Here is a 23,989-nt window from a genome sequence, read left to right as displayed (position 1 = left end):
TTTTTACTTGTTGAGAATGAGCTTGCCCTGCCGGGTGATCTTCAGCCGGTAGAGCGCACCATGATGCTCGATGCCGATCTCGTGCTCGCCCTGGAACAGCGTGTTGCTGGACAGCGTTCGCACCGCCAGCGGGATCCGGTCGAAGCGGGTGGAGGCATCATCGGAACGGCGGACGCGATAACGAAAATCGTTGGGATTGTGCGTGTTCATCTGGGTCGATCCCTTTCCTGTGCCGGGCATCTGGCTAGGCGTTGCATATTGCCGATTCATTTCTTGACTTGAATAATCATGTTTATTAGTCAGTGCAATACCGGAGCAAATGAGTCAACATTTAACACGCCGGACACGATGAAAAATGCCAGCCAGCCCCGGGCCAGCCAGCATGAAACCTGGAATTTGGAGTTGGGGCATGGGGTTGGTGAACTGGGAATCGCGCGGCCGGTCGGCGGCGAGCGGCATGGCGGCTTTGTTGGCAAGCGTGGCGGTCATCGCCCTGTCCGCGCCAGCAGCCCACGCCCAACAGGCAACGCAGCCGGCGGGCGATCAAACGGATCAATCGAAGAAGGCTGACCAGGAAAAAGCAGCCCCCGCGGGCGCTACGCTGCTCGACAAGATCCTGGTGCTCAGCCGCACCGGCGAAACAGCGATCGAATCACTGGCCTCGGCCAGCCATATCGACCAGGAACAGCTGGACCGTCGCATGGCGACGACGCCGAACGAGATGCTGCTCGGCGTGCCCGGTGTCGCCGCACAGGCCGACGCCAGGCGTGTCAGCACCAGCATCAACATCCGCGGCTTGCAGGATTTTGGCCGTGTCGCCGTCATCGTCGATGGCGCACGCCAGAATTTCCAGCGGTCCGACCACGGCACGCAGTCGACCTTCTATATCGATCCCGAACTCGTCAAATCCGTCGATGTGATCCGTGGTCCTGTCGCCAACACCTACGGTTCGGGCGCCATCGGCGGTGTCGTCTTCTTCGACACCAAGGATGCCTCGGATTTTCTCAAGCCTGAAGAGACGTGGGCCGGCTCCGTCACCGGACGCTACGAGAGCAACGGCAAGGGCTGGACCACCAGCGCCGCCGGCGCCTATCGCCTCAACGAGAACTGGGATGTGTTGGGCAATATCGTCTACCGCAACTATGACGACTATAAGGATGGTGGCGGCGACACCGTCAAGGGCACCGGCTTCGACGTGCTGAGCGGCCTTCTCAAGACCACCATCCGCCCGACCGACAACAGCGAGCTGAAGCTCGGCTGGGTCGGCTCAAGCGACGGCTGGACTGAAACCAGCCGCGGCATCCCGGCCAATGACGCGGATCTGAAGTCCAACACCTTTACCGCCCGCTACAACATTACCGACGACGCAAAGAGCTGGCTCGACCTGCACATCAATGCCTCCTACAACAAGACCAATCTCGGCCTGACAAGTCTGGCCCCGCTCAACAGGTTTGACCCGGTCACCGGCCTTCCCGTCATCTTGCCGGCAGGCTCGACATCGACTTTCGATGTCGGCACCACCGGCATCGACATCTGGAACACGTCACGGTTCGAGACAGGTGGCATCGCCCACGAACTGACCTATGGCGGCGACTGGGTGGGCGACAATGTCGAGACAGGTGGCACGACGGGTGGCGACAGTTTCTACACCCCTTCGGGCAAGCGCAACGTGTCCGGCGCCTATGTCCAAGACAAGCTCACCTGGGACTGGCTCGAAGTCATCGCCGGGCTGCGGTATGACAACTATAGTTTGAAGAGTGATGAGGGGAATACGTCGGGGGATCGCCTCTCACCGCGTATTACCGTAGGCGTGTCGCCATTCGAGAGTGCGGGCCTGGATGGGCTGCAATTCTATGGCACTTACGCAGAAGGCTACCGGTCTCCCTCGCTCACGGAAACCCTGATCAGCGGCCTTCATCCGGCCGGTGTCAGCTTCCCGTTCCTGCCCAATCCGAATCTGAGGCCGGAAACCGGAAAGACGCTCGAAGCCGGCATTAACTACAAAGCCAATGGCGTCATTCAATCCGATGATGCATTGCGCATCAAGGCGGCCTACTTCCACAACGATGTAGACGACTACATCGGTCTGAACGACGATGTCGGCATCGGCAACAATGGCTGTCGTTTCATTCCAGGCCTGCCGATCATTGGCCCGCCCGGCGGCTACTACATACCCACCTGCGCGCAGTATCAGAACTTTGCCAATGCGAAGATCCAAGGCTTTGAATTTGAAGGCGTCTATGACGCCGCGTGGGGATATGCTGGCCTCTCTGCCTCGATAACCAATGGTCACACCATTTCCTACACAGGCGTTCGAGCAGACCTCGCCACGATACCATCCTCCCAGGTCACGGCCCAGCTTGGCCTGCGCTTCCTCGAGGACAAGCTGACCGTCGGCGGCGAAGTGCAATATAATGGCAAGCCGAAGGGCAATGCCGTGGCCACGGACTATACGCTGGTCAACGCCTTCGCCAGCTATCAGGCGACGGACAATCTGAAGGTCGATTTCCGGGCCGACAATCTGTTCGACGTCAAATACGCCAACCCGTTGAACGGCAGCACGACAGTTGCGGTCTATGAGCCGGGCATAACGTTGAAACTGGCGGCAACCATGCGTTTTGGAGGCTGATGATCATGAAGAGCTTGGCGACATCCCTTCGTCTGCTGACCTCGACGTTTGCGATGTCGCTGGCGATGGTTCCGGCGTGGGCTGAAGGGTCCGCGCCGGTCCCCGCACTGACTCTCGAATTGAATGCCGCGCAACCTTCCGACAAGGGTTGCCGACTGACATTCCTGGTCAACAACAACCTCGGTGCCGGCCTCTCCAAGGCGGCGTTCGAGATCGCGCTGTTCAACGAGGCCGGCGTCGTCGACCGGCTGACCGTGCTCGACTTCAAGGATCTGCCTGAAGGCAAGACCAAGGTGACGCGCTTTGATCTCGCCGGCACCGATTGCACCAAGGTCAGCCGCGTTCTGATCAACAGCGCGACCGAGTGCGCCGGCACCGGCGTCGAGCCGAATGCCTGCATGCGCAAGCTGAAGACCGACACCAAGACCGGCATCGCTTTCGGCGTCTGAGGTGGGGCTGCACACCACGTTCACACAAGACACCGCGGCATGGTCCATGGCCGGCCGCGGTCTGCTGCCGTGCGGGGCAAACGATCTTGATTTGACAACACTGCGCGGGCCGCTGCAGTTTCCGGCCCGCAACATGCAGGAAGTCAGTCCCCTCCCCGACGCTGGCGGCGAGTTGGCGATAGCGCCGGCCGAGCCGCTTGCCCAGACGCGGCCGCAAGCCGGCAACGGCAAGTGGGCGACGGCTATTATCATCTCCGGTCTGCTCCATGCCGCGGCAGCGGCGGCCTTTCTGATCTCGCCGGCCGGCACATTCGATTTCCAGGACGCGGAGCAGTCGGAAGGCAGCGATCGGACAGGTGACAAGGTCGCCGGCAGCGCGCTCGACAAGGACCCCGAGGCGGTAAACGTCAGGCTGGTGCCAAGCCCTCGGCCGGCCAAGCCACATCAGGCAGAGGCCGCCAGACCAGCGACGCCGGCAAAACCTCCGCAGCCCGAGCAGGAAGCGGTGAACCAAGCTCCAGAGCCGGCAAAGGAAGCGGCAAAGCAATCGCCCCAGCCTTTGCCGGAAGCTGTCAAACAGCAAGCGGTCACGCCGGACATACTGGTGGCGGCGGCCCCGCGCCCCGATGACCAAAGCGTGGCTGCCAAGGCCGAAACGGCGGCACAGCCAAGCGCCCAGGCCGAAACCACCGATATGCCTGTCGCCGTTCCGAACCAGCCGCCGATCCCCAGCGCTAGGCCAACGCCGGCGGCGGCGCCTTCAAAAGCGGTGGACGAGAAGCGCGGCACCGCTGACGGCCAGGACCGGCTGGCGCAGGCGGCCAGCAAGGGCAAAAAACAGGAAGAGCCAGGCAGCGCCGCGGAAGACAGCTACCGCGGCGATGTGATCAGAAAGCTCAGCCGCGTCAATCGAGCCGTCCCGCCTTCCCTGCAACTGACCGCGCGCAACAATGCCGTTGTGACATTCGTTATCAGCAGCAAAGGCGGCATTGATGACCTGCGTATCCTGGAAAGCTCCGGATCGCCAAACTTCGACCAGATCGTGCTTGGCATCGTCCGCAAGGCGGCGCCGTTCCCGCCCATTCCGCCCAAAATTGGCAGCAGCCTCGAGTTTACCGGCGCTATCGGGCCGTTTTGAATGACCCGCTTTCCACCATCAACCGCTCATGCAATTCATTGATTGAAAAAGGAAATCCCATGTACATCGCCATGAACCGCTTCAAGGTGCAGAACGGCTCGGAAGCCGATTTCGAAGCCGTATGGAAGAACCGCGATTCCAGCCTTGCCGAGATGAAGGGTTTTCGGGAATTCCACCTGCTGCGCGGCCCGGTCAACGAGACCGAAGGCTATACGCTGTTTGCCTCGCACACCGTGTGGGCAAGCCAGGACGATTTCGTCGCCTGGACCAAATCGGAGAATTTCCGCGCGGCCCACAGGAATGTCGGCACGACGAAAGTCCACTATCTCGGCCATCCGCAATTCGAGGGCTTCTCCGTCGTCGAGGGCGCCTGACGTGGCTTTGCCCGAGCGAATGTGAGGACCTCTGGCACCCTCGTCATGATCGCGTGGAACCGCGCCCACCCAGCCGACGCAGCCATTGGGCAATGTGCATGCGCAGCCACTGCCAGGGCCGTCCTCGGGTCAGGTATCGCATCAGCCGCGGATCGTCGGCTATCTCTCTGAACTGGCGCACATGCTGCCTCAGGAATGCGGGTATGAACTTGCGTCCGTGGACATCACTGAGCCATGCTGAATTCTCCAGCACATAGTCGACGACATCCGCCGCCAATATGCTCCTGTAGGCGCGGTAGCTAGGCGTTTGCGGTACATGGCCCCCGGTGAAGGCAGCGCCGATGGAGGACATGTTCGATCCGTGCAGGCGGTAGAGGCTGAGTCCTTCGGACAGGATGAGGCTGCCGCTGGCCAGATGCGCGCATGTGGCGGTCAGATAATCCGCCCCCATATTGGCCTTGAACGGGAAGGACAAGACCGGTTCCAGCGCGCCGCGCCGGTACATGATCGCCGAGCATGGTGACCATAGCCAGCCGGTTATCGCAGGCGCGAAATAAGTCACCGGATGCTCCGATGCGTAGGCAATCCCGGACGCCATGTCGGCAAGCTGGCCACCAGGCACGATGGCGAGGCCATTGCCATCCGGTCCGGAGCGCGGTTTGCGCAAGGGAATGAAAGTGCCGCTCAGCAAGGTGCCGCGGCCGTCGACCAGGAACACGTCGGAGCTCGATAGCGCGGCCGAATGTGTTGCGTTGAGGTGAGCGGATAGATGCGCCAGGAGAAAATCCGGCAGCCACGCATCGTCGGAATCGAGGAATACCACGAAAGGCGCGTCGGTCGCGGCGAAGCCATCGCGGAATCCCGCGATCTGCCCGCCATTCTGCGGGCGCGCCAGCAGGCGCAGGCGCGGATCGTCTATGGCCGCCAGAAGCTCGCGGATATGGTCGGCCGAGCCGTCGGTCGAGGCGTCGTCGACAATGACGCAGTCCCAGTTCCGATAGGTCTGCGCCAACACCGAGCGGATCGCCTGTTCGACGTAGGCTCGGTAATTGTAGCAGGTGATGACCACCGCCACGCACGGCAGTTCGAACGGTGGGGACTTGTCATTCATTTGATCGGTTGCCCCGCTCGAGTCGCCGGCCATGTTTATCCCCGGCAACTCGACATAAGGCAAGCGAGGCGCGAATCGTCCCTATGCCGCGGCCAACAGGCTGGCATTACCGCCGGCTGCGGTCGTGTCGACGCAGACGGCACGCTCATGCGCATAGGCCGCCGGGTTGAGCACTTCGCTGACCAGCGGCACGATCGGACCAGTCCTCTCGGCAATGACCTTGCGCACGATGCGCGCGGCTTCAGGCGTGCCCGAAAAAGCGACGACATCGACGCGCAGCGAGCGGGCCTCGACCGGATCAGGCCGGCCATCTATTGCCGCGAGCGGCAGCCCCTTGCCGGTCAACGCCGAAAGCGCCGCTGGCGCCCCAGGGGCAACGGCCAGCACCGCATTTCCGGCGGCAAGCGCCTGGATCGTCTGGGCAAGCAGCGTGTCGGCATCCGGCCCCAGGCACAGCACGCGGCCGCGCGGCGACAGCGACAGCGTGTTGGCCTCGCCGGTTGGCCCGGGCAGATCGACCTGGCCGAAATCGATACCGGCGGCGGCCCCGATGGCGGCGGCTCCCTTGCCGCGCAGGTGCTTCCTCAGGATGGCGATTCGGTCCGGGCGCGTTGACCAGCCGCCCAACGTGGGATCGGGCAGATTGTCGGCCAGCTCGGTCGCAGTCACCTTGTGGCCATCCTGCAGATGGGTGCCCGCCTCCGGCCCCTTGCGGAAACGCCGGAGATAATGCGGTCCGCCGGCCTTCGGCCCGGTGCCGGACAGCCCCTCGCCGCCAAAGGGCTGCGAACCGACGACAGCGCCGATCTGGTTGCGATTGACGTAGATGTTGCCGGCGTGAATGCCGTCGACGAAATGCTGCACGCGTCCCTCGATGCGGGTATGCAGGCCGAAAGTCAGGCCATAGCCCTTGCGGTTGATGGCGGCGATCACAGCGTCGATCTCATCTGCGTCGAATGTCGCGACATGCAGCACCGGCCCGAACACCTCGCGCTCCATCTCCTCGATGCCCTTGACCCTGAACACATGCGGCGCGACGAAGCGGCCATCCTTCGGCGCCTCGAGCTTGGCGATCAGCCGGCCCTCGAGGCCCTTCCTGGTGCAATAGTCGCGGATCGAAGCCTGTGCCTCATCGTCGATGACAGGGCCGACATCGGTCGAAATCTGCCAGGGATCGCCGATGCTGAGCGCTTCCATGGCGCCCTTCAGCATCTCCAGCATCTTCTTCTCGACGTCCTTCTGCACGTAGAGCACGCGCAGTGCCGAACAGCGCTGGCCGGCGCTCTGGAAGGCAGAGGCCAGGATGTCGCGCACCGCCTGTTCAGGCAGCGCGGTGGAATCGACGATCATCGCGTTGAGACCGCCGGTCTCGGCGATCAGCATGGCGTCCGGTGCCGCGGTCTCGGCAAGCTGCTTTTCGATCAGCTTGGCGACCTCGGTCGAGCCGGTGAAGCAGACACCGGCAATGCGCGGGTCGGCCGTCAGCGGCGCGCCGACCGATGGGCCGTCGCCGGGCAGAAGCTGGATGACGTCTTCCGGCACGCCGGCCTCGCGCAGCAATTCGACGGCGCGGAAGGCGATCAGCGGCGTCTGCTCGGCCGGCTTGGCGATCACCGAATTGCCCGTGACCAGCGCTGCCGCCATCTGGCCGGTGAAGATGGCGAGCGGGAAATTCCACGGTGAAATGCAGACGATGGCGCCGCGCGCTTGTGTGCCCGTCTCGGCGTTTGCCGCCTCGGTCGCGTAATAGCGCAGGAAATCGACGGCTTCGCGCACTTCCGCCACACCGTCGGCCAGCGACTTGCCGGCCTCGCGGGTGGCCAGCGCGAAGAACTCAACGGCATTGGCTTCATAGAGGTCGGCGGCGCGGTTGAGGATGGCGGCGCGCTCGGCAACGGGGCGCTTTGCCCAGGCCGGCTGCGCTTCCACCGCAATGCGCACGGCGGTCGCGACTTGCTTGGCCGCGGCCTCGTGAACAGTGCCCACCACGTCGTCAGGCTTGGCCGGATTGACCACCGGGCGCTGCTTGCCATAGCCGGCGGCCCGCGTAATCGGCTTGGCATGCCAGCGGTCCGGCCCGGCAAAGGCCGCCTTGGCCCTGTCGATCGCCGCCAGCGTCACCGTGTCGGTGATGTCGAATCCCTTCGAGTTGCGGCGGCCAGCGCCAAAAATCTGGGAAGGCCGGGCTATCGCCGGATTGGCGGCGGGGCCCTGGCTTTCAATCGTTTCGAGCGGATCGCGCGCGATGTCCTCCGGCTCGACGTCTTCGTCGGTCAGCTGGTGGACAAAGGAAGAGTTGGCGCCGTTCTCCAGCAGCCGGCGGACCAGATAGGCCAGCAGGTCGGAATGCGCGCCGACCGGCGCATAGATACGGCAGCGCGTGCCTTCGGCCTGGCGCACCGTCTCGTGCAATGCCTCGCCCATGCCGTGCAGGCGCTGGAACTCGAAGGAATTGCGGTCACCCGCCATAGACAGGATGGCGGCGACGGTATGTGCGTTATGGGTGGCGAACTGCGGATAGATGCGGTCGGTCATGCCGAGCAGTTTTTTCGCGCAAGCCATGTAGGAAACGTCGGTGTTGGCCTTGCGGGTGAAGACGGGATAGCCGTCAAGCCCGAGCGTTTGCGCCCGCTTGATCTCGGTATCCCAATAGGCACCCTTGACCAGCCGCACCATAATGGTGCGGTCGTACTTCTTCGCCAGCGCGTAGAGCCAGTCGATAGCGAAGGCTGCACGCGGGCCATAGGCCTGGACGACGACGCCGAAGCCGTTCCAGCCGGCGAGTTCCGGCTCGGCCAGAACCCGCTCGATGACGTCGAGCGAAAGGTCGAGCCGATCCGCCTCCTCGGCGTCGATATTGAGGCCCATGCGCGAATGCCGTGCCGCGAGCGCCAGCGACAACAGACGCTCGGCCATGACAGGCAGCATCTCTTCCTTCTGCGCCACTTCATAGCGCGGATGCAGCGCCGAGAGCTTCACCGAGATACCATGGTTCTGCCTGATATCAGGACCGTTCGAGCCGGAATCGAGCGACGAGATCGCATCGGCATAGGCCTTGTGGTAGCGCAGCGCGTCAGCCTCGGTGCGGGCCGCCTCGCCCAGCATGTCGAAGGAATAGAGATAGCCCTTCTGGATCATCGGCCGGCCGCGCTTGACGGCTTCGGCGATGGTGCGGCCGAGCACGAACTGCTCGCCCATTTCACGCATGGCGGCGGCCACCGCCTTGCGGATGACCGGCTCGCCCAGCCGCCGCACCATCGAGCGCAGCGTGCCTTCGATACCGCCCTCGCCCTCGTCGAGGACACGACCGGTCAGCATCAGCGCCCAGGTCGACGCGTTGACGAAGATCGAGCTCGAACCACCGGAATGCGCGGACCAATCATGCGGCGCGATCTTGTCGGCGATCAGATCGTCCATCGTCTCGGTGTCCGGCACGCGGAGCAGCGCCTCGGCCAGGCACATCAGCGCCACACCTTCCTTGGTGGAGAGACCGTAGGCCGAGAGAAAGACCTCCATCAGCCGGGGATCGGACGAGCCGCGCACCGCCCGCACCAGATCGGCGGCGCGGGCCGAGATCGCATTCCGATCTTCTGTCGAGAGTCCTGTCGCCTCGGCCAGCCGCTTCACGGCCTCGTCTTCGTCAGGCAAATAGTTGGCACGGATCTGCTGGCGGATGGTGTCTAGCGGCATGGCGGTCCTGCGGAACGAGCATCAGGGAACGGGCCGGCGGTCACCGGACCGAATGGCGCAAGCTAGCACAGCTGCGAGTTTCCATCGGTCCAAAGAAATCGACAAGATAAACCAATCGATCTATCATTCTGCCAATTTTCCAAGGTTTGGACTGTGATTTGCATGACAGAAGACCAATTGGACCGCATCGACCGGAACATCCTGTCGGCGCTGGCAAGCAATGGCCGGCTTTCCATGTCGGAATTGGCGGCAAAGGTCGGTCTGTCGAAGACACCGGTGCAGGCGCGGGTAAAGCGCCTGGAGAAGGACGGATATATCAGGGGCTACCAGGCAATCATCGACCGCGAGCGCATGGGCGAAGGCCATGTCGCCTTCGTCCAGGTGAAATTGTCCGACACCCGTTCAGCAGCACTCGACGCATTCAATCGGTCGGTACAGTCCGTGCCTGAGATCGAGCAGTGCCACATGATGGCGTCGAGTTTCGATTACCTGTTGAAGGTCCGCACCAGGGATATCGCCGCCTATCGCCGTGTGCTGGGCGAGCGCATCTCGGCCCTTCCCCACGTCGCCCAGACCTCGACCTTCGTGGCGATGGAGACGGTGAAGGACCGCTGACCATGATCCCGAAAATCGGGCGCCGGTTTTCGGACGGGATCATGGTCAAACAAGAAAACAGAGCCTACTCCGACAGCGTCTTCAGGAACGCCACCAGCGCGGCACGCTCGCGATCCGACAGCTCCAGCGGATGGACCTCGGATGTCCCCTCGACGCTGGGAGCCGCCTTGGCATAGTGCGCCACCACCTCGTCCAGCGACGAAAATTGCCCGGCATGCATATAGGGCGGCCGCGTGGCCGCCCCGCGCAGCGATGGCGTCTTGTAGGCGCGGATCAGTTGCGGTCCATCCTTGACCATGAAGCGCAATTCGCCGCAGGCGCTCGCATCACCGTCGCGATAGGCGCCGAGACAATTGAACGGGTCGGCCTCGACCTGAGCAACCGCATCGACACGCCCGCGATCCGGTGGCAGATACGCGACTGGCGGCACACCGGTGTTGTGAAAACTATTGTCGGTGAAGCGCGGGCCGTTGTGGCAGGTCACGCAATTGGCCTTGCCGATGAACAGTTTCAGCCCGAGGATTTCCTCCCGGGAAAAGACGGCATCGCCTTTGGGTTCGGCGCCGGTGGCAAGGTCCAGCGCAAAGCGGTCGAAACGCGTCTGCGCGGGCTCGATAGAGCGTTCGAAGGCAGCGATCGCCTTGCCGATATTGGCATAGACGCGGTTGATGGCGTCGCGCTGCCCATCGCTCATTGCATTCCAGGCGGCCTTCTCGGCATCGGTTCCCAGCGGGCTGGCATTCGACGGAACGCCGGAAAAATCCGGCAGCGGCCCGAAGATCCGCTCATAGCGCTCGCCGAAGCGCGCCTTTATGTAATGCGCGTAGGCGGCGCGGTTTCCAGCCTGCTCCAGCGGGTTTTCGAGTGGGGTCAGCGCTTGCGCCCACAGGCTGTCGCGGCGGCCGTCCCAGAAGAAAAAGGGATCGCGCGCCACGCCCGCCAGCGGCATGGTGCGCCGGTTGGTGCGGCCAACGCCGACGGCTTGCGGCAGGTCGTCCTGAAACTGGCGGTCGATCTTGTGGCAGGTCGAGCACGACACGGTGCCGTCGCGGCTCATGCCCAGATCGAAGAACAGTGTCGAGCCAAGCGCCGCCGCGGCCGGCACGTCGGCAAAGCGATTGGTGGTGTCGGGCTTCAACGACGGCAGCGTGTTCAACGCCAGCGAAGCGATGGTCTTCTTCTCGGCGTCGGAGAAATCCGGCTTGCCGCAGCCGACGAGGATGACGGCGACCGTCAGCGCCAGAAAGCAGAAAAGGCGCTTCATCGATCGCTCACAGCACCACGTTGAACAGCACCGTGTCGGAGCCGGCGCCGGACGAAATGGCGAAACGAAATTGCCACCAGCCGCTCATGGTGAATTTCAGCCCCTCGATGCGGTAGCGGCCGTCGCCCAGGTAATCGGTCACCTGCGGGCTGGTCGGCAGGCCGTGATTGTGTTGCGGCATGCCGCCGGAGATGGCGATCGCGGCGCGCTCCACCGAAGCCCCTGTCTTTGTTTTCAGGGTCAGCAGCCAGGATTCCAGTTCGCCCTGCCGCACCACGCCCCGTTCCGGCACGAAGCTGGCCATGTACAGCCCATTCTCGGATTTCTTCGTCCGCGAGACATCCGGGCCGGCAAGCTGCGCTGATTGTGGCGCCGTCAGATAGACGACCGCGAGAACGCCGACCAGCAGAGCAGCCAGACCAAGACCCGCCAGGAGATAACGCCATATCGATGCCAAACCGGTTCCTCTTCTGCAGACAACGTTCTGCCGGGTGGATCGCATCCCGCCAGCTTGTGGGAAAACGCTGTGGCGGAAAAAAGCCTGCTTGCCAAGCATGGCGCCGCCGCCGGCAAAAAGCTACAGCACGGAAATCACTGGAGGATAGCAGATGGCGGGAAACGGCGTCGCATCGATCGGCGAATGCATGCTCGAACTGTCGGGCCAGACCGGCGCGAACTGGCGCATGGGTTTTGCCGGCGACACGTTCAACACGCTTTGGGCGCTGCATGCGTTGAGCCAGGACCGGCCGGCGACCTATGTCTCGGCCTTCGGCGACGACCCCTTCTCGCAAGGCCAGATCGGCTTCTTCGCCGAAAACGGTATCGGCATCGGCTCCAGCCCGGTAATATCAGGCGCAAGGCCTGGCCTCTACGCCATCACGCTGACCGGGGCCGAACGCTCCTTCACATACTGGCGCGGCGACGCCGCTGCCCGGCAGCTTGCTTCGGATTCCGCCGCGCTGTTGAAAAACCTTGAAAACCAAGCGCTTGTGTACTTTTCCGGAATCACTTTGGCAATTCTGGAGGATGCGGCGCGCAAAACACTGCTGGAAGCCGTGGCCAAGGCACGCGCCGCTGGCTCGCTGATCGCCTTCGACCCCAACTATCGGCCGCGGCTTTGGCGCAACCGCGAAAGCGCGCAGGCAGCGATTGTCGAAGCACTCGGCGTCACCGACATCGCACTGCCGACCTTCCCCGACGAGCAGATGCTGTTTGGTGACGAGACACCGCAGGCGACCGCAGTGCGGCTCAGGCAATGGGTCGGCGAAGTCGTCGTCAAGAACGGCGAACAGCCGGCGCTGATTGCCGAAACCGGAACACTGCACGACGTGCCGGCCATCCATGTCGCGGACCCTGTCGATACGACCGGGGCCGGCGATTCCTTCAATGGCGGCTATCTGGCGGCACGCCTTGCCGGCCATGGTCCGCGGCAAGCGGCAAGCCGGGCCCATCGCGTCGCCGCCGCCGTGGTGCAGGTCCGCGGCGCCCTGGCGCCGTTCGAGACATTGCGGGAGGCGTTTGAAAACTAATGTCTGGAGAAACTAGGGAAGGCGGAAACGATATTCCGTCACGTGGTGATAAATTGCACCCGGCCACAGCGTCGCCTGTGGAAAATACGGCCGGTTTGGCGCATCCGGCCATATCTGAGGCTCCAGGCAGAAGCCGCTGAAGGCTTTGTAGTCCCGCCCTTCCAGCCCTTTGCGGGGCGTCACATACTGGCCTGTATAGAGTTGGACGCCGGGCTCCGTTGTCCAGACCTCCATCTCGACGCCGGAGCTTGCCCCTTGCGTCCATGACGCTTGCCGCAGCGGCCCGCGCGCCGAGGCAAGGCAGAAATTCTGATCGTAAGGCAGTTGTTCGCCCTCGGTCTCCATGCGCAACGGCCGCGCCTGGCGGAAATCGAAAGGCGTGCCGTCAACCGGCTTGACCACGCCGGTCGGGATCATGTCGCCATCGACCGGCAGATAGGCGCCCGCGTTCAGCATCATCCTGTGATCGAGAATGTCGCCGGCCCCGCCATCATCCAGGTTGAAATAGGAGTGCTGCGTGAGATTGCACAGCGTCGGCTCCTCGCAGGTGGCCGTCAGCTCGACGCTGAGCGTGCCGGGTATCTTCAGCCGGTAGGTACAGGTGACGTCGAGCGCGCCGGGAAAGCCCATCGCGCCGTCGGGATCATGCAGCGTCAGCGTGACGAAGTCCCGGCCGTGCAGTGAAACCGCCCATGGCCGGTGCGAATAGCCCTGCGAGCCGCCATGCAGCGTGTGCTTGTCGAGGAAATTTGGCTCGGTCTGGTAGCGGTTGCCGCCAATGGTGAAGCGGCCGTCGCGGATACGGTTGGCATAGCGGCCGACCACCGCGCCAAAGAAGGCGTTGTCGGCCTCATACTCTTGCAGAGTGCCGTAGCCGAGCACCAGCGGCGCATCGTGACCGGTCAGGCGCAAATCCTGGATGATGGCGCCGAGATCGATGATGTTGGCGGTGAGGCCGCCGCCCCTGATGGTAAAACGGCGCACGGGTTCGCCCGCCTGTGTCGTGCCGAAAACCTCGCCGTCCTTCATCGCCATGCCCGCAAATGCCAGTTGATCCAGAGGACTTCGGGAGGTTTTCCCAGGAGAGATGGGCCGCCCATTGGCTTGCCCATCTCAAGACCAGTCTATCAGAGGCCGAGGCCGCCGATGCAGACATATTTGGTATCGAGATAATCCTCGATGCCCTGATGTCCGCCTTCCTTGCCAAGACCCGATTCCTTGACGCCGCCGAACGGCGCTTCCGGCGTGGTGATGAGGCCTTCATTGACGCCGACCATGCCGTATTTCAGCCCTTCCATGACGCGGAAGGCACGGCCGAGATCACCGGTGTAGAAATAGCAGGCAAGGCCGAACTCGGTGTCGTTGGCGAGTTGCACCGCCTCTTCCTCGGTCTCGAACTTGAACACCGGTGCGACCGGCCCAAAGATCTCTTCCTTCATGAAGCGCATCTTGGGCGTAGCGTTGGCGATGACCGTCGGCTGGAAGAACGAGCCGCCCAGCGCATGACGCTTGCCGCCGGCGACGATCTTGCCGCCCTTTGAGGTGGCGTCGGCGATCAGTTCCTCGACCTTCTCGACCGCCTTCTCGTCGATCAGCGGTCCCTGCTGCACGCCTTCCTCGAGGCCGGAACCGACCTTCAGCCCGTTGCTTGCGGCGGCCAGTTTCTCGACGAACTTGTCATAGACGCCGGCCTGCACGAGGAAGCGGTTGGTGCACACGCAGGTCTGGCCGGAATTGCGATACTTAGCGGTTATGGCGCCGGTGACGGCACGGTCGATATCGGCGTCGTCGAAGACGATGAACGGCGCGTTGCCGCCGAGTTCCATCGACACTTTCTTGACGGTGACCGACGACTTCTGGATCAGGATCTTGCCGACTTCGGTCGAGCCGGTGAAGGTGATCTTCTTGACCAGCGGGTTGGCGCAGATCTCGTCGCCGATTTCGCCGGCGGCACCGGTCAGGATGTTGACGACGCCCTTGGGGAAGCCGACTTCCTCGGCCAGCGCGCCCCAGGCGAGGCCCGAATATGGCGTCTGCGAGGCCGGCTTGACGACGGCGGTGCAGCCAGCGGCAAGTGCGGGACCGAGCTTGCGGGCCAGCATCGAGGACGGGAAATTCCACGGCGTGATGGCAGCGATGACGCCGACCGGCTCCTTGGTCACCAGGATGCGGCGGTCCGCCCATGGTGACGGCACGACGTCGCCATAGGTGCGGCGGCCCTCCTCGGCGAACCACAATATATAAGCCGCGGCCGAGCCGATCTCGCCCTTCGATTCGAACAGCGACTTGCCCTGCTCGATGGTCAGCAGTTCGGCCAGCACGTCCTGATTGTCCATCATCGCGTCATGCAGCTTGCGCAGCAGCTTCGAGCGTTCGAGCGCGGTCGTCTTGCGCCACGACTTGAAGGCGGCATCGGCCGCCTCGATGGCGCGGCGGGTCTCGGCCTTGCCCGACTTCGGCACGGTGCCGATCTTGAGGCCGGTGGCGGGGTTGTTGACGTCGACCGTCTGGCCGCTGTCGGCCTGCACCCATTCGCCGTTGATGAGATTGGCCTGCCGCATGAAATGGCTGGTTTTCTGAAGCATGGTCTATCCTCCGTTCGGCGCGCTGACGGGCCGGTCTGTGAATCTTCGGTGAGCGTGCGCCAGGACTTGAAAAGCCGGCACGCCGGAGCCATTGCTCTTTACCTAGGGCAAGGCCCGCAAGCAATCGCAAGATGGCATATAGGGGTTGGACCAGCCGGAGACGAGAGCGGTCGACATCTTCGTCCGTGGAATGCCTACCCGAATACGTGCAAGACGACGGTCAGCCAGAAAGCCGTGGTGATGGCGGCACAGGCCGTGGCGATGGTCATCTGGTTCGAAGCCAGCGCCTGGCCGGTGTTGAACTGCACGGCGATGAGATAGGAATTGATGCCGGACGGCAGCGCCGCGACCACGACCGCCACCTTGGCGGTCATCGGCGGCAGGCCGAGCAGCCAGACGAAGGCGAGAACCAGCGCCGGCATCAGGAACAGTTTCAGCGCCGAAAGCGCCAGGGCCGGCCTGACATTGCCCGAAACGCCGAAGCGACGCAGGCTGAGCCCCATGGCAAACAGCGCCACCGGCCCAGCCGTGTCGGCCAGCGCATCGACCAGCCGCATGGCGAGGTTGGGCAGCGGCACGCCGCCGAGGCGCCATGCCAGCCCCAGCAGAATGCCGATGATCAGCGGGTTCATGAACAGCCGCCGCAGGAAGCTGCGCAGCACCCGCAGCGGATGGACATGGTCGCCGCTGCCGCGGCCGAACATTTCGAACAGCACGATCGAGGCCATCATCATGACCGGCAGATGCACCGAGACCAGAAGCGACAGCACTTCGAAGCCGCTCGGGCCGAATATGCCGAGGATGAACGGCGCGCCGAGCAGCACCACATTGGAATAGGCCGACGACACGCCTCCAACGACGCCGGCGCGCGCATCACGTCCGAATATCCGCGTGGTGACGACATGGCCGGCGGCCCAGGTGATCGCCACCGCCGTGAAATAAGCCCCCCACAGCGGCCATGGCGCCACGCCGTGGAAATCGGCATTCACCATCGTCTGGAACAGAAGCAGCGGCATCGCCACCGAGACCGCGAAGTCCGATATCCCCTCGCCGCTCGCCGGCCTGAGATAGCCGGTGAGCCCGGCGAGATAGCCGAGCGCGACAAGGCTGAAGACAAAAAGGACGGTTTCTGTGAGCGGGGACATTTTTTCAGGGATAGGCGAGCCGCGCCCGTGGCGCAATCGCGCCCGAATTTGATCATGCCCGAATTTGATCATGTCTGAATTTGATCATGGTCTGCTGGCAGCGTTATAGAGGGTTTGGAACATCAGGGCGGACACGAACGACAAATGACCTTTGTCGAGACCTCAAGACGTAATCTTTTTGCACGGATGTGGCTGACGGCCTTCGTCGCCGCTCTGCTTTGTCTTGCCGCGACAGCGTTTGCATTTGCCGAGACGAAGAGCCTCAAGGGCGTGGCGCTGATCATCGGCCAGTCGAAATACGAACACATCGCCGCCCTGCCCAACCCGGCCAACGACGCCCGCGACATGGCCAAGATGCTGACCGACCTCGGCTTCGACGCCCGCAACGTCACCGATCGCGATGCCGGCAAGCTGAAGCGCGACCTCGAACGGTTCGTCGAGGATGCCGAAGGCGCCGACGTCGCCTTCATCTACTATTCCGGCCACGGTATCGAAGCCGGTGGCGAAAACTATCTGGTTCCTGTCGATGCAGACGTCTCGTCGCTCAAGGATGCTGGTCAGGCCCTGGTGCCGATGTCCGCCGTCATGGATGAATTGAAGAAGACCGTGCCGGTGACGATCATGCTGCTCGACGCCTGCCGCACCAATCCGTTCCCGGCCGACGCCGTGGTGCGGCGCGCGCCAACCGCTTCCGCCGAGCCGATCGGTGCTGGCGGGCTGGAACCGGTGCGTGGTGCCAAGGCCCTCGGCAACGCACCGGCGGCGGATGCGAGCCTGGGCACGGTGGTCGGCTTCGCCGCCGAACCGGGGCGTCCGGCTCTGGATGGCGCCGCCGGTGAAAACAGCCCTTACGCGGCCGCGCTGCTGCGCCACCTCGCGGCGATGAAAGGCACGGAGTTCGGCTCGGTCATGCGCATGGTGACCGAGGAGGTCTATCTCGACACCAAGGCAAAGCAGCGCCCCTGGGTCAATGAAAGCCTGCGCCGGCTGCTCTATTTCGGCGTCGCGCCACCGGAACCGACAGGCGATGACGGGCTGATCACCGGCGAAAGACGGCAGTTGCTCTTGACTATCTCCGACCTGCCCGATCCCAAGCGGGCGCAGGTGGAACTGGCCTCGCTGCAGGACGGAGTGCCGCTCGACGCGCTCTATGGCGTGCTCAGGGCACTCGGCACGGAAAAGATCCCCGAGGATCCGGCCGACCTGCAGAAGGTGCTCGACGCCCAAGCCGAGCGCCTGAAGAAGATGATGTCCGAGCGCGCGGCGCTGCGCACGGACGATCCGGAGATCAAGCGGCTGGTCGCGTCCGCCGACAAGGCCATAGGCCAGGGCGCTATGGTGACGGCGCGCAAATTCCTCGATGACGCGGTCGGCAGGGTTGAGCAGAACAGCGACGCGGTTGACGAGGCCGAGGACCTGGTCCGACAGAAACGCATCGCCGACGCCGCCATCTATGCCAAACGCGCCGACGCCGCCGCCCTGGTCTTCGACTACAAATCCGCCGCCAACGATTACGCCAAAGCCTTCTCGCTGGTCGAGAAATGGGACGACAAGCTGCGCTGGAACTACAAGAACCAGGAAGCCGAGGCACTCAACGCCTATGGCTATGCCACCGGCGACCTCGATGCATTGCAGCACGCGATCGAAGCCTATCACGTCATCCTGAACTTCATTCCCAACGGCGAGCAGAACAGGGATTGGGCGATCACCCGCAACAATATGGCGGTGGTGCTGCAGACCATCGGCGAGCGCGAGACCGAGACCGCGCGTCTCGAGGAGGCAGCACAGATCTTCCGCGATTCGCTTGTCGTCTTCGAGCGCGAGAAGGACGACCCCAATTGGGCCGCCGCGCAGAACAATCTCGCCAATGTGCTTTTGAAGATCGGCGAACGCGAGAGTGACCCAAAGCGACTCAATGAAGCAGTGGCGGCGATGCGCGCCACGTTGGAAAAGCGCCCGCGCGACAAGCTGCCGCTCGACTGGGCCGCTTCGCAGAACAATCTCGGCCTCGCGCTCTATGCGCTCTCGGAGCGTGAGCCCAACGGCGAGCATCTGAAGGATGCGGAAGCAGCCTACCGGCTGGCGCTTGAGGAATACACGCGCGAAAAAACGCCAGTGGAATGGGCGATGGTCGAGAACAATCTCGGCAATACCCTTGTGACTTCAGGCATCCAGCTCAACGACAAGGCCAAGATCAACGAGGCGGCCGATGCTTTCCGCGCGGCGCTGAAGGTGCGGACCCGCAAGACCTTCCCGGTGTCATGGGCGACCAGCCGGCTCAACCTCGGCAACGCGCTGAGCGGGGTTGCCCGCTTCGATATGGGCACGGGCGCGCTCGAAGAGGCCGCCGCGGCCTATGACGACGCGCTGACGGTGTTTACCCGCCAGCGGTTCCCGATGGATTGGGCGTCGGCGCAGAACAATCTCGGCTCGATCTACCAGACGCTTGGCCAGCGGACCCGCGATGCGGCCAAGCTCGAACAGTCGGCGGCAGCCTTCCAGGCAGCCCGGCAGATCTATGTCAGGCGGAAATTCCCGCTGGATTGGGCCATGAGCTACTACAATCTCGGCAACACGCTGCAGCTTCTTGGCGGCGTGACGGACAAGCCCGAGCATTACAGCGAGGCGGTCGACGCCTATCGGAATGCGTTGCGCGAATACAAGCGCGAGACGAACCCTCGGCAGTGGGCGCTGGCCCAGGCCGGTCTGGGCTCGACGCTGCACTGGCTGAGCATGAGCAATGCCGATCCGAAAACCTTGCAGGATTCGATCGCGGCGCGGCGGGCGGCACTTGAAGTGCTGTCCATCGAATCGGCACCGGTCGACTGGGCCAACGCCCAGAACGGCATCGGCATGAGCCTGCTCAACCTCGGCAACATCGAACGGACCGGCAAATATCTCGATGAGGCCGAGGCGGCTTTCACCGCGACGCTGAAGGTGTTCACCAGGGAAAACCAGCCCATGCAATGGGCTTTCGAGCAGAATAATCTCGGCGATATCCACTGGAACCGCGCCAGCTATGGCGGCGGCAAGCCGGAATATCTCAGGGCCATAGAGTTCTTCGAGAACGCCAAGCTGGGCTTCACCGAAGCCGGCTACACCATCCCCATCCCGCTCACCGACCAGAAGATCGATCTGGTGAAGCAGCAGCTCGCCAAAAAGTGAGTCTGGGACGTCCGCGACGCCCGCTTGTCTTTGTGCCGGCCTTCCGATCCCTATATGCGAATGACCGGAGCCCGGTGTCAGGCTCCTGGAAGGACCGCGATGATTCGATTTGCCCTGGCCTTGTTCCTGCTCGCCATTCCCGTCGCGGCCCATGCCACGGATGCCGGCTGGGCGTTGCTGCGCGATGGCGGCCATGTCGTGCTGCTGCGCCATGCCATGGTCACCGGCACCACCGATCCGGCTAATTTCGACGTCGACAGCTGCGCCACCCAGATCAACCTCTCGGCGCGCGGCAAGCAGCAGGCAAGCAAGATCGGCGCCTTGTTTGCCGCCCGCGCCGCTCCGATCGAGCGCGTGCTGTCCAGCCGCTACTGCCGCTGCCTCGACACCGCGCGCATCGCCTTCGAGGCCGAGCCGGAGCTGTTTGCGCCGCTCGATCTGCTGAAGGGCGACGATGCGCAGAAGGCAGCGCAGATCGCCGCCATCATGAAGGAAATCCGCGCCTATTCCGGTTCCGACAACCTGGTCATGGTCACCCATCTGGAAGACATCATGGCGCTGACCGGGGTTTCGCCGCGAGAGGGCGAAGCCGTGATCGTCGAGCCGCAGGGCGACGGCCTGCGTGTACTCGGTCGCGTCACCTTCTAACGGTACCGCGCTTCCAACGTTGGACGCAGTGTTGCCGAATTGCCACCACTGAAAAAAGCCGCGAATTCGCCCCGACAATGCCGCTTGCGACAACCCGTCGCAGGCTCTATAGCCGCGCTCCCGGTCACGAGAACCGAAGTGAGCACAACGGTTGGAGCTTTCGTCTCCGCCCGTGCAGGCGGCGTTGCCGCCCTGTATACGGCGCCGCTTTGGGGATTGGGGTCGCGGATGTAGCTCAGGGGTAGAGCGCCGGATTTGGGTCCGGAGGTCGCAGGTTCGATTCCTGCTGTCTGCACCACGGATAGCTCAGTTTGGTAGAGCATCAGATTTAGGTTCTGATTGTCGAAGGTTCGAATCCTTCTCCACCCTGCCACGGTGTTATCTGAAAAACGGTCCGGGGACTGGAATGCCGAAGACCCGACGGACGACCGAAGCCTTCGGGCCAAGGCCGTATCGAAAGGTTTGACGCCATCGGCTCGCGGCCAGGTCCGCGGTGACGGTCAAGGCGCGGTGTCGCCGGCAAGGCAGGCCACGGCTTGCCGAGCCCGCTTCGCTGCCCCGCGACCCGCTCCCGAAGACCCGCCACGGATTGATACCACCAGTCCCCGGATCATTCGTGTCCGGACCATGACGACGTGAAACGAGAAACGAAGGGAAGATCGACGCATGACGTGACGCCTCGCATGGGGCCATGCCCGACAGGAGTAATAAAATGACGACTATTCTCGACAAGGTTCTTGGACGCTAGCGCGTCCTCGTAAAGGAAAACGAACGTGCCCTCACCCTCCACAAGGGGGAGATCAAGGCCGTCCTGCTGCCGGGCGAGCACTCGCTCGCCAATCGGCGCGGAAGCCTGGAAGTGTCGCGGCACGATCTGAAGAACCCGGAATTCGTTTCGGCATATGAGAAGGCGTTGTTCGACAAGCTCCCGGATGTGGCCGCGCGTCATTTCACCGTCGTTCGCACCGGGCGCACGGATGTCGCCGTCATCGAGCGTGACGGCAATTTGCATGCCGTGCTGGCACCGGATCGCAAGCTGGTGCTGTGGACGGATGCCGGTCCGTGGACGGTGGCGCTGATCGACACATCGGCCGATCTGGCCATCGATCCGGCGGTCATGCGCCGGCTCGGACAGGCCCGGAAGGCGGAGTTGATGTCGGTCCACCCGGTCCTCGACGGCCAGGCCGGGCTGCTGTTCATCGACGGTGTCCTGGTCCGGACGCTTTCCGCGGGCGTGCACGGCTTCTGGAATGTCGGACGCATGGTGCAGATGAAGGTCGTCGACCTCAAGCGCCAGTCGCTCGACGTCGCCGGGCAGGAAGTGCTGACCAAGGATCGCGTGACGATCCGCGTCAATATCGCCGCCGAATACCGGGTCGTCGATCCGGTCAAGGCGGTGAGTGCCGTGAAGGACTTCTCTGAAGCCCTTTACCGCGCCCTGCAATACGCTTTCCGCAAGACGCTGGGCGCGCTGACGCTTGACCAGATCCTTGAAAAGAAGGTGACAGTCGACGAGGAAGCGGCAGCCAAGGTCCGTGCCGACATGGCCGAGATCGGTGTCGAGGTCAGCGATATCGCCCTCAAGGATGTCATCCTCCCGGGCGAGATGCGCGAGATCCTGAACCAGGTGGTGTCGGCCGAAAAGCAGGCCGAGGCCAATGTCATCCGCCGCCGCGAGGAGACGAACGCCACGCGTTCGCTGCTCAACACGGCCAGGGTGATGGCGGAGAACCCGGTGATGCTGCGGCTGAAGGAGCTCGAGGCTCTGGAAACCATCGCCGGTAAGGTCGAGCGGCTGACCGTCCACAACGGAACGGGCGGATTGCTCAACGATCTGGTCAAGCTCCGCGACAACTGATGGGATGTCGCCCAAAATTGGTTCCGGTTTTGGGAAAACGACAGGCATCGAAACAGAGACTGACGTGACGTAATGGGAAGGGCCGCCGGGTTGACCGGCGGCCCTTCTTGCGTTTCTTGGGCAGCCTACCCATCTGCGCCCGGACTATCAGGCCTTTTCCTGCCCGGAAAAACCGATTAGACAGCGCCCAAACAAGATGCGGACAGATTCCGCCCGCAAAGAAGGAAAAGCCCGTTGTCCACCACGAATTCCACCACGTTCGACAAAGTCGCCAAGATCATTGCCGACACCAGCGAGATCGATATCGACACCATCACACCCGAGAGCCACACGATCGACGATCTCGGCATCGACAGCCTCGATTTCCTCGACATCGTCTTCGCCATCGACAAGGAATTCGGCATCAAGGTGCCGCTGGAAAAGTGGACCCAGGAAGTCAATGACGGCAAGGCGTCGACCGACGACTACTTCGTCATGAAGAACCTGTGCGCCAAGATCGACGCGCTGGTCGCCGCCAAGACCGCCTGACGTCAGTTGAGCGCGCGACCTTGACGCGCTCCGCCGCCTGACCCACAAAGCCGCCCATGAGCAGCCCCCGCGACGTCGTCATCACTGGTATCGGCCTTGTCTCCTCGCTGGGAGAAGGCCCTGACGCCCACTGGCAGAAGCTGGCGCAGCCGGGCCTGCAGCCGGTGCTCGAAGCCGCGCGCTTTGCGCCCTACACCGTCCATCCGCTGCCGGATATCGACTGGAACCTGCAGATCGCCAAGCGCGGCGACCAACGGCAGATGGAAACATGGCAGCGGCTCGGCACCTATGCCGCCGGGCTTGCGCTCGACGACGCCGGCATCAAAGGCAATGACGAGCTCAGCACGACCATGGACATGGTGGTGGCCGCCGGCGGCGGCGAGCGCGACGAGGCGGTCGATGCCGCCATTCTCGCCGCATCCGAGAGCCGCAACGACCGCGACGTGCTGCTCAATGAGAAGCTGACCACCGAGTTGCGGCCGACCCTGTTTTTGGCGCAGCTTTCCAACCTGCTCGCCGGCAACATCTCCATCGTCCACAAGGTGACCGGCTCGTCGCGCACCTTCATGGGCGAGGAAGGTGCCGGGGTCGCCGCCGTCGAAACGGCCGCCGCGCGCATCCGCTCCGGCCAGTCGACGCACATCCTGGTCGGCGGCGCCTTCCAGACCGAACATTCCGACATGCTGCTCGGTTACGAGCTTGCCGGCTATCTGCATCGCGGCCCCTGGAAACCCGTGTGGCAAAGACAGGGCGCCGAGGGCGGCGGCATCGTCACCGGATCCGGCGGTGCCTTCCTTGTGCTGGAGCAGCGCGAACACGCGACAAGCCGCGGGCGCAAGATTTATGCTGAACTCGGCCCGGTCGTCTCAGGCCGCGCCAGGCGGCCACGCGGAGAGCTCGATGCCGAGATTGCCGCGCTGCTCGGCCAGGCGGCGCTGCCGAACGGCAAGCTGCTTGCCCTGTCGGGCGCCTCGGGCGCGCATGCCGCAACCACTGCCGAGAAGGCAGTGCTCGATGCCAATCCCGAGATCGCCGCGCGCGGCTTCTCGACACTAACCGGACACATGAAGGAAGCACAATTTCCCTTCGCCGTGGCGCTGGCGGCACTCGCCGTCGACCGCAAGGCCGCTTACCCTGTTTTCGATGCCGCGGCCGAGAAGCCGTTCGAAGGCATTCCCGCAAGCGTCCTTGCAACGGCGATCGGCTATCACCAATTCGAGGGCATGGCGCTGGTCAACGCCGCCTAACGCGGCGCTCCGCG

Annotated in this window: 19 protein-coding genes and 1 tRNA gene; 12 read left to right on the top strand and 8 right to left on the bottom strand. The window is 63.4% G+C overall.

The genetic code is table 11. The annotated features are described in order from the left end of the window. Positions 1-3: 3 nt before the first annotated feature. Positions 4-210, bottom strand: coding sequence for a hemin uptake protein HemP (gene hemP / locus MesoLj_RS19660; protein WP_010909946.1), 207 nt, complete (start codon positions 208-210; stop codon positions 4-6). 199 nt (positions 211-409) lie between these two features. Here hemP and MesoLj_RS19655 point away from each other — a divergent pair, with 199 nt between their 5' ends. The 4 genes from MesoLj_RS19655 (at position 410) to MesoLj_RS19640 (ending at position 4,590) form a co-directional block, all read left to right on the top strand. Continuing rightward, positions 410-2,629 carry a TonB-dependent hemoglobin/transferrin/lactoferrin family receptor gene (locus MesoLj_RS19655; protein ID WP_202327361.1) on the top strand — a complete coding sequence of 740 codons (2,220 nt, stop codon included), beginning with the start codon at positions 410-412 and terminating at the stop codon, positions 2,627-2,629. 5 nt (positions 2,630-2,634) lie between these two features. Continuing rightward, positions 2,635-3,078, top strand: a complete 444-nt coding sequence (locus MesoLj_RS19650) for a hypothetical protein (RefSeq protein WP_202321882.1) — start codon at positions 2,635-2,637, stop codon at positions 3,076-3,078. A gap of 91 nt (positions 3,079-3,169) precedes the next feature. Beyond that, positions 3,170-4,216: an energy transducer TonB family protein gene (locus MesoLj_RS19645; protein WP_342215752.1), complete on the top strand. Its 1,047-nt coding sequence runs from the start codon at positions 3,170-3,172 to the stop codon at positions 4,214-4,216. A 59-nt stretch (positions 4,217-4,275) separates the two neighbouring features. After that, a complete protein-coding gene (locus MesoLj_RS19640; protein WP_019858631.1) occupies positions 4,276-4,590 on the top strand; it encodes an antibiotic biosynthesis monooxygenase family protein in 315 nt (104 codons plus the stop codon). A 43-nt stretch (positions 4,591-4,633) separates the two neighbouring features. Here MesoLj_RS19640 and MesoLj_RS19635 read toward each other — a convergent pair whose 3' ends face one another. Together MesoLj_RS19635 and putA are read right to left on the bottom strand one after the other, a co-directional pair. Then, complete coding sequence (locus MesoLj_RS19635) at positions 4,634-5,701, bottom strand: glycosyltransferase (RefSeq protein WP_202321880.1); 1,068 nt, start codon at positions 5,699-5,701, stop codon at positions 4,634-4,636. An 81-nt stretch (positions 5,702-5,782) separates the two neighbouring features. Further along, positions 5,783-9,391, bottom strand: a complete 3,609-nt coding sequence (gene putA, locus MesoLj_RS19630) for a bifunctional proline dehydrogenase/L-glutamate gamma-semialdehyde dehydrogenase PutA (RefSeq protein ID WP_202321878.1) — start codon at positions 9,389-9,391, stop codon at positions 5,783-5,785. Positions 9,392-9,553: 162 nt separating this feature from the next. On the opposite strand from putA, the gene MesoLj_RS19625 reads away from it, so the two are divergent. Next, complete coding sequence (locus tag MesoLj_RS19625) at positions 9,554-10,006, top strand: Lrp/AsnC family transcriptional regulator (RefSeq protein ID WP_056572481.1); 453 nt, start codon at positions 9,554-9,556, stop codon at positions 10,004-10,006. A 64-nt stretch (positions 10,007-10,070) separates the two neighbouring features. Here the strand turns inward: MesoLj_RS19625 and MesoLj_RS19620 are convergent, their stop codons facing one another. Then, positions 10,071-11,270 (bottom strand): cytochrome-c peroxidase, encoded by a 1,200-nt coding sequence (locus MesoLj_RS19620; RefSeq protein ID WP_202321876.1) that lies wholly within the window; start codon positions 11,268-11,270, stop codon positions 10,071-10,073. A 7-nt stretch (positions 11,271-11,277) separates the two neighbouring features. Then, the gene (locus tag MesoLj_RS19615; protein WP_140773928.1) at positions 11,278-11,727 is read right to left on the bottom strand and encodes a FixH family protein; all 450 of its coding nucleotides are present in this window, start codon (positions 11,725-11,727) and stop codon (positions 11,278-11,280) included. Between the two features lie 151 nt (positions 11,728-11,878). Here MesoLj_RS19615 and MesoLj_RS19610 point away from each other — a divergent pair, with 151 nt between their 5' ends. Continuing rightward, a complete protein-coding gene (locus tag MesoLj_RS19610; protein ID WP_202321874.1) occupies positions 11,879-12,799 on the top strand; it encodes a sugar kinase in 921 nt (306 codons plus the stop codon). 12 nt (positions 12,800-12,811) lie between these two features. On the opposite strand, the gene MesoLj_RS19605 is transcribed toward MesoLj_RS19610, so the two are convergent. The 3 genes from MesoLj_RS19605 to MesoLj_RS19595 form a co-directional block, all read right to left on the bottom strand. Next, positions 12,812-13,834 carry an aldose epimerase family protein gene (locus MesoLj_RS19605; RefSeq protein ID WP_202321873.1) on the bottom strand — a complete coding sequence of 341 codons (1,023 nt, stop codon included), beginning with the start codon at positions 13,832-13,834 and terminating at the stop codon, positions 12,812-12,814. Positions 13,835-13,926: 92 nt separating this feature from the next. Beyond that, entirely contained in the window at positions 13,927-15,384 is a 1,458-nt protein-coding gene (locus MesoLj_RS19600) for an NAD-dependent succinate-semialdehyde dehydrogenase (RefSeq protein ID WP_056572490.1), read from the bottom strand. Between the two features lie 194 nt (positions 15,385-15,578). Beyond that, the gene (locus MesoLj_RS19595; RefSeq protein WP_202321870.1) at positions 15,579-16,529 is read right to left on the bottom strand and encodes an AEC family transporter; all 951 of its coding nucleotides are present in this window, start codon (positions 16,527-16,529) and stop codon (positions 15,579-15,581) included. 144 nt (positions 16,530-16,673) lie between these two features. Here MesoLj_RS19595 and MesoLj_RS19590 point away from each other — a divergent pair, with 144 nt between their 5' ends. The 6 genes from MesoLj_RS19590 to MesoLj_RS19565 all read left to right on the top strand — a co-directional run bounded on the left by MesoLj_RS19590 (position 16,674) and on the right by MesoLj_RS19565 (position 23,975). Then, positions 16,674-19,694, top strand: coding sequence for a caspase family protein (locus MesoLj_RS19590; protein WP_202321869.1), 3,021 nt, complete (start codon positions 16,674-16,676; stop codon positions 19,692-19,694). Between the two features lie 99 nt (positions 19,695-19,793). Next, the gene (locus MesoLj_RS19585; protein ID WP_202321868.1) at positions 19,794-20,342 is read left to right on the top strand and encodes a histidine phosphatase family protein; all 549 of its coding nucleotides are present in this window, start codon (positions 19,794-19,796) and stop codon (positions 20,340-20,342) included. A gap of 224 nt (positions 20,343-20,566) precedes the next feature. Beyond that, positions 20,567-20,640, top strand: a tRNA-OTHER gene (locus MesoLj_RS19580). Between the two features lie 561 nt (positions 20,641-21,201). Then, a complete protein-coding gene (locus MesoLj_RS19575) occupies positions 21,202-22,200 on the top strand; it encodes a slipin family protein (protein WP_244735104.1) in 999 nt (332 codons plus the stop codon). 234 nt (positions 22,201-22,434) lie between these two features. Further along, entirely contained in the window at positions 22,435-22,728 is a 294-nt protein-coding gene (locus MesoLj_RS19570; protein WP_027029416.1) for an acyl carrier protein, read from the top strand. A gap of 56 nt (positions 22,729-22,784) precedes the next feature. Then, positions 22,785-23,975, top strand: coding sequence for a beta-ketoacyl-ACP synthase (locus MesoLj_RS19565; RefSeq protein WP_202321867.1), 1,191 nt, complete (start codon positions 22,785-22,787; stop codon positions 23,973-23,975). The last annotated feature ends 14 nt before the right edge of the window (positions 23,976-23,989 follow it).

The organism is Mesorhizobium sp. 113-3-9, from assembly GCF_016756515.1.
Lineage (GTDB): Bacteria > Pseudomonadota > Alphaproteobacteria > Rhizobiales > Rhizobiaceae > Mesorhizobium.
This window is presented reverse-complemented; position numbering and strand designations above follow the sequence as displayed.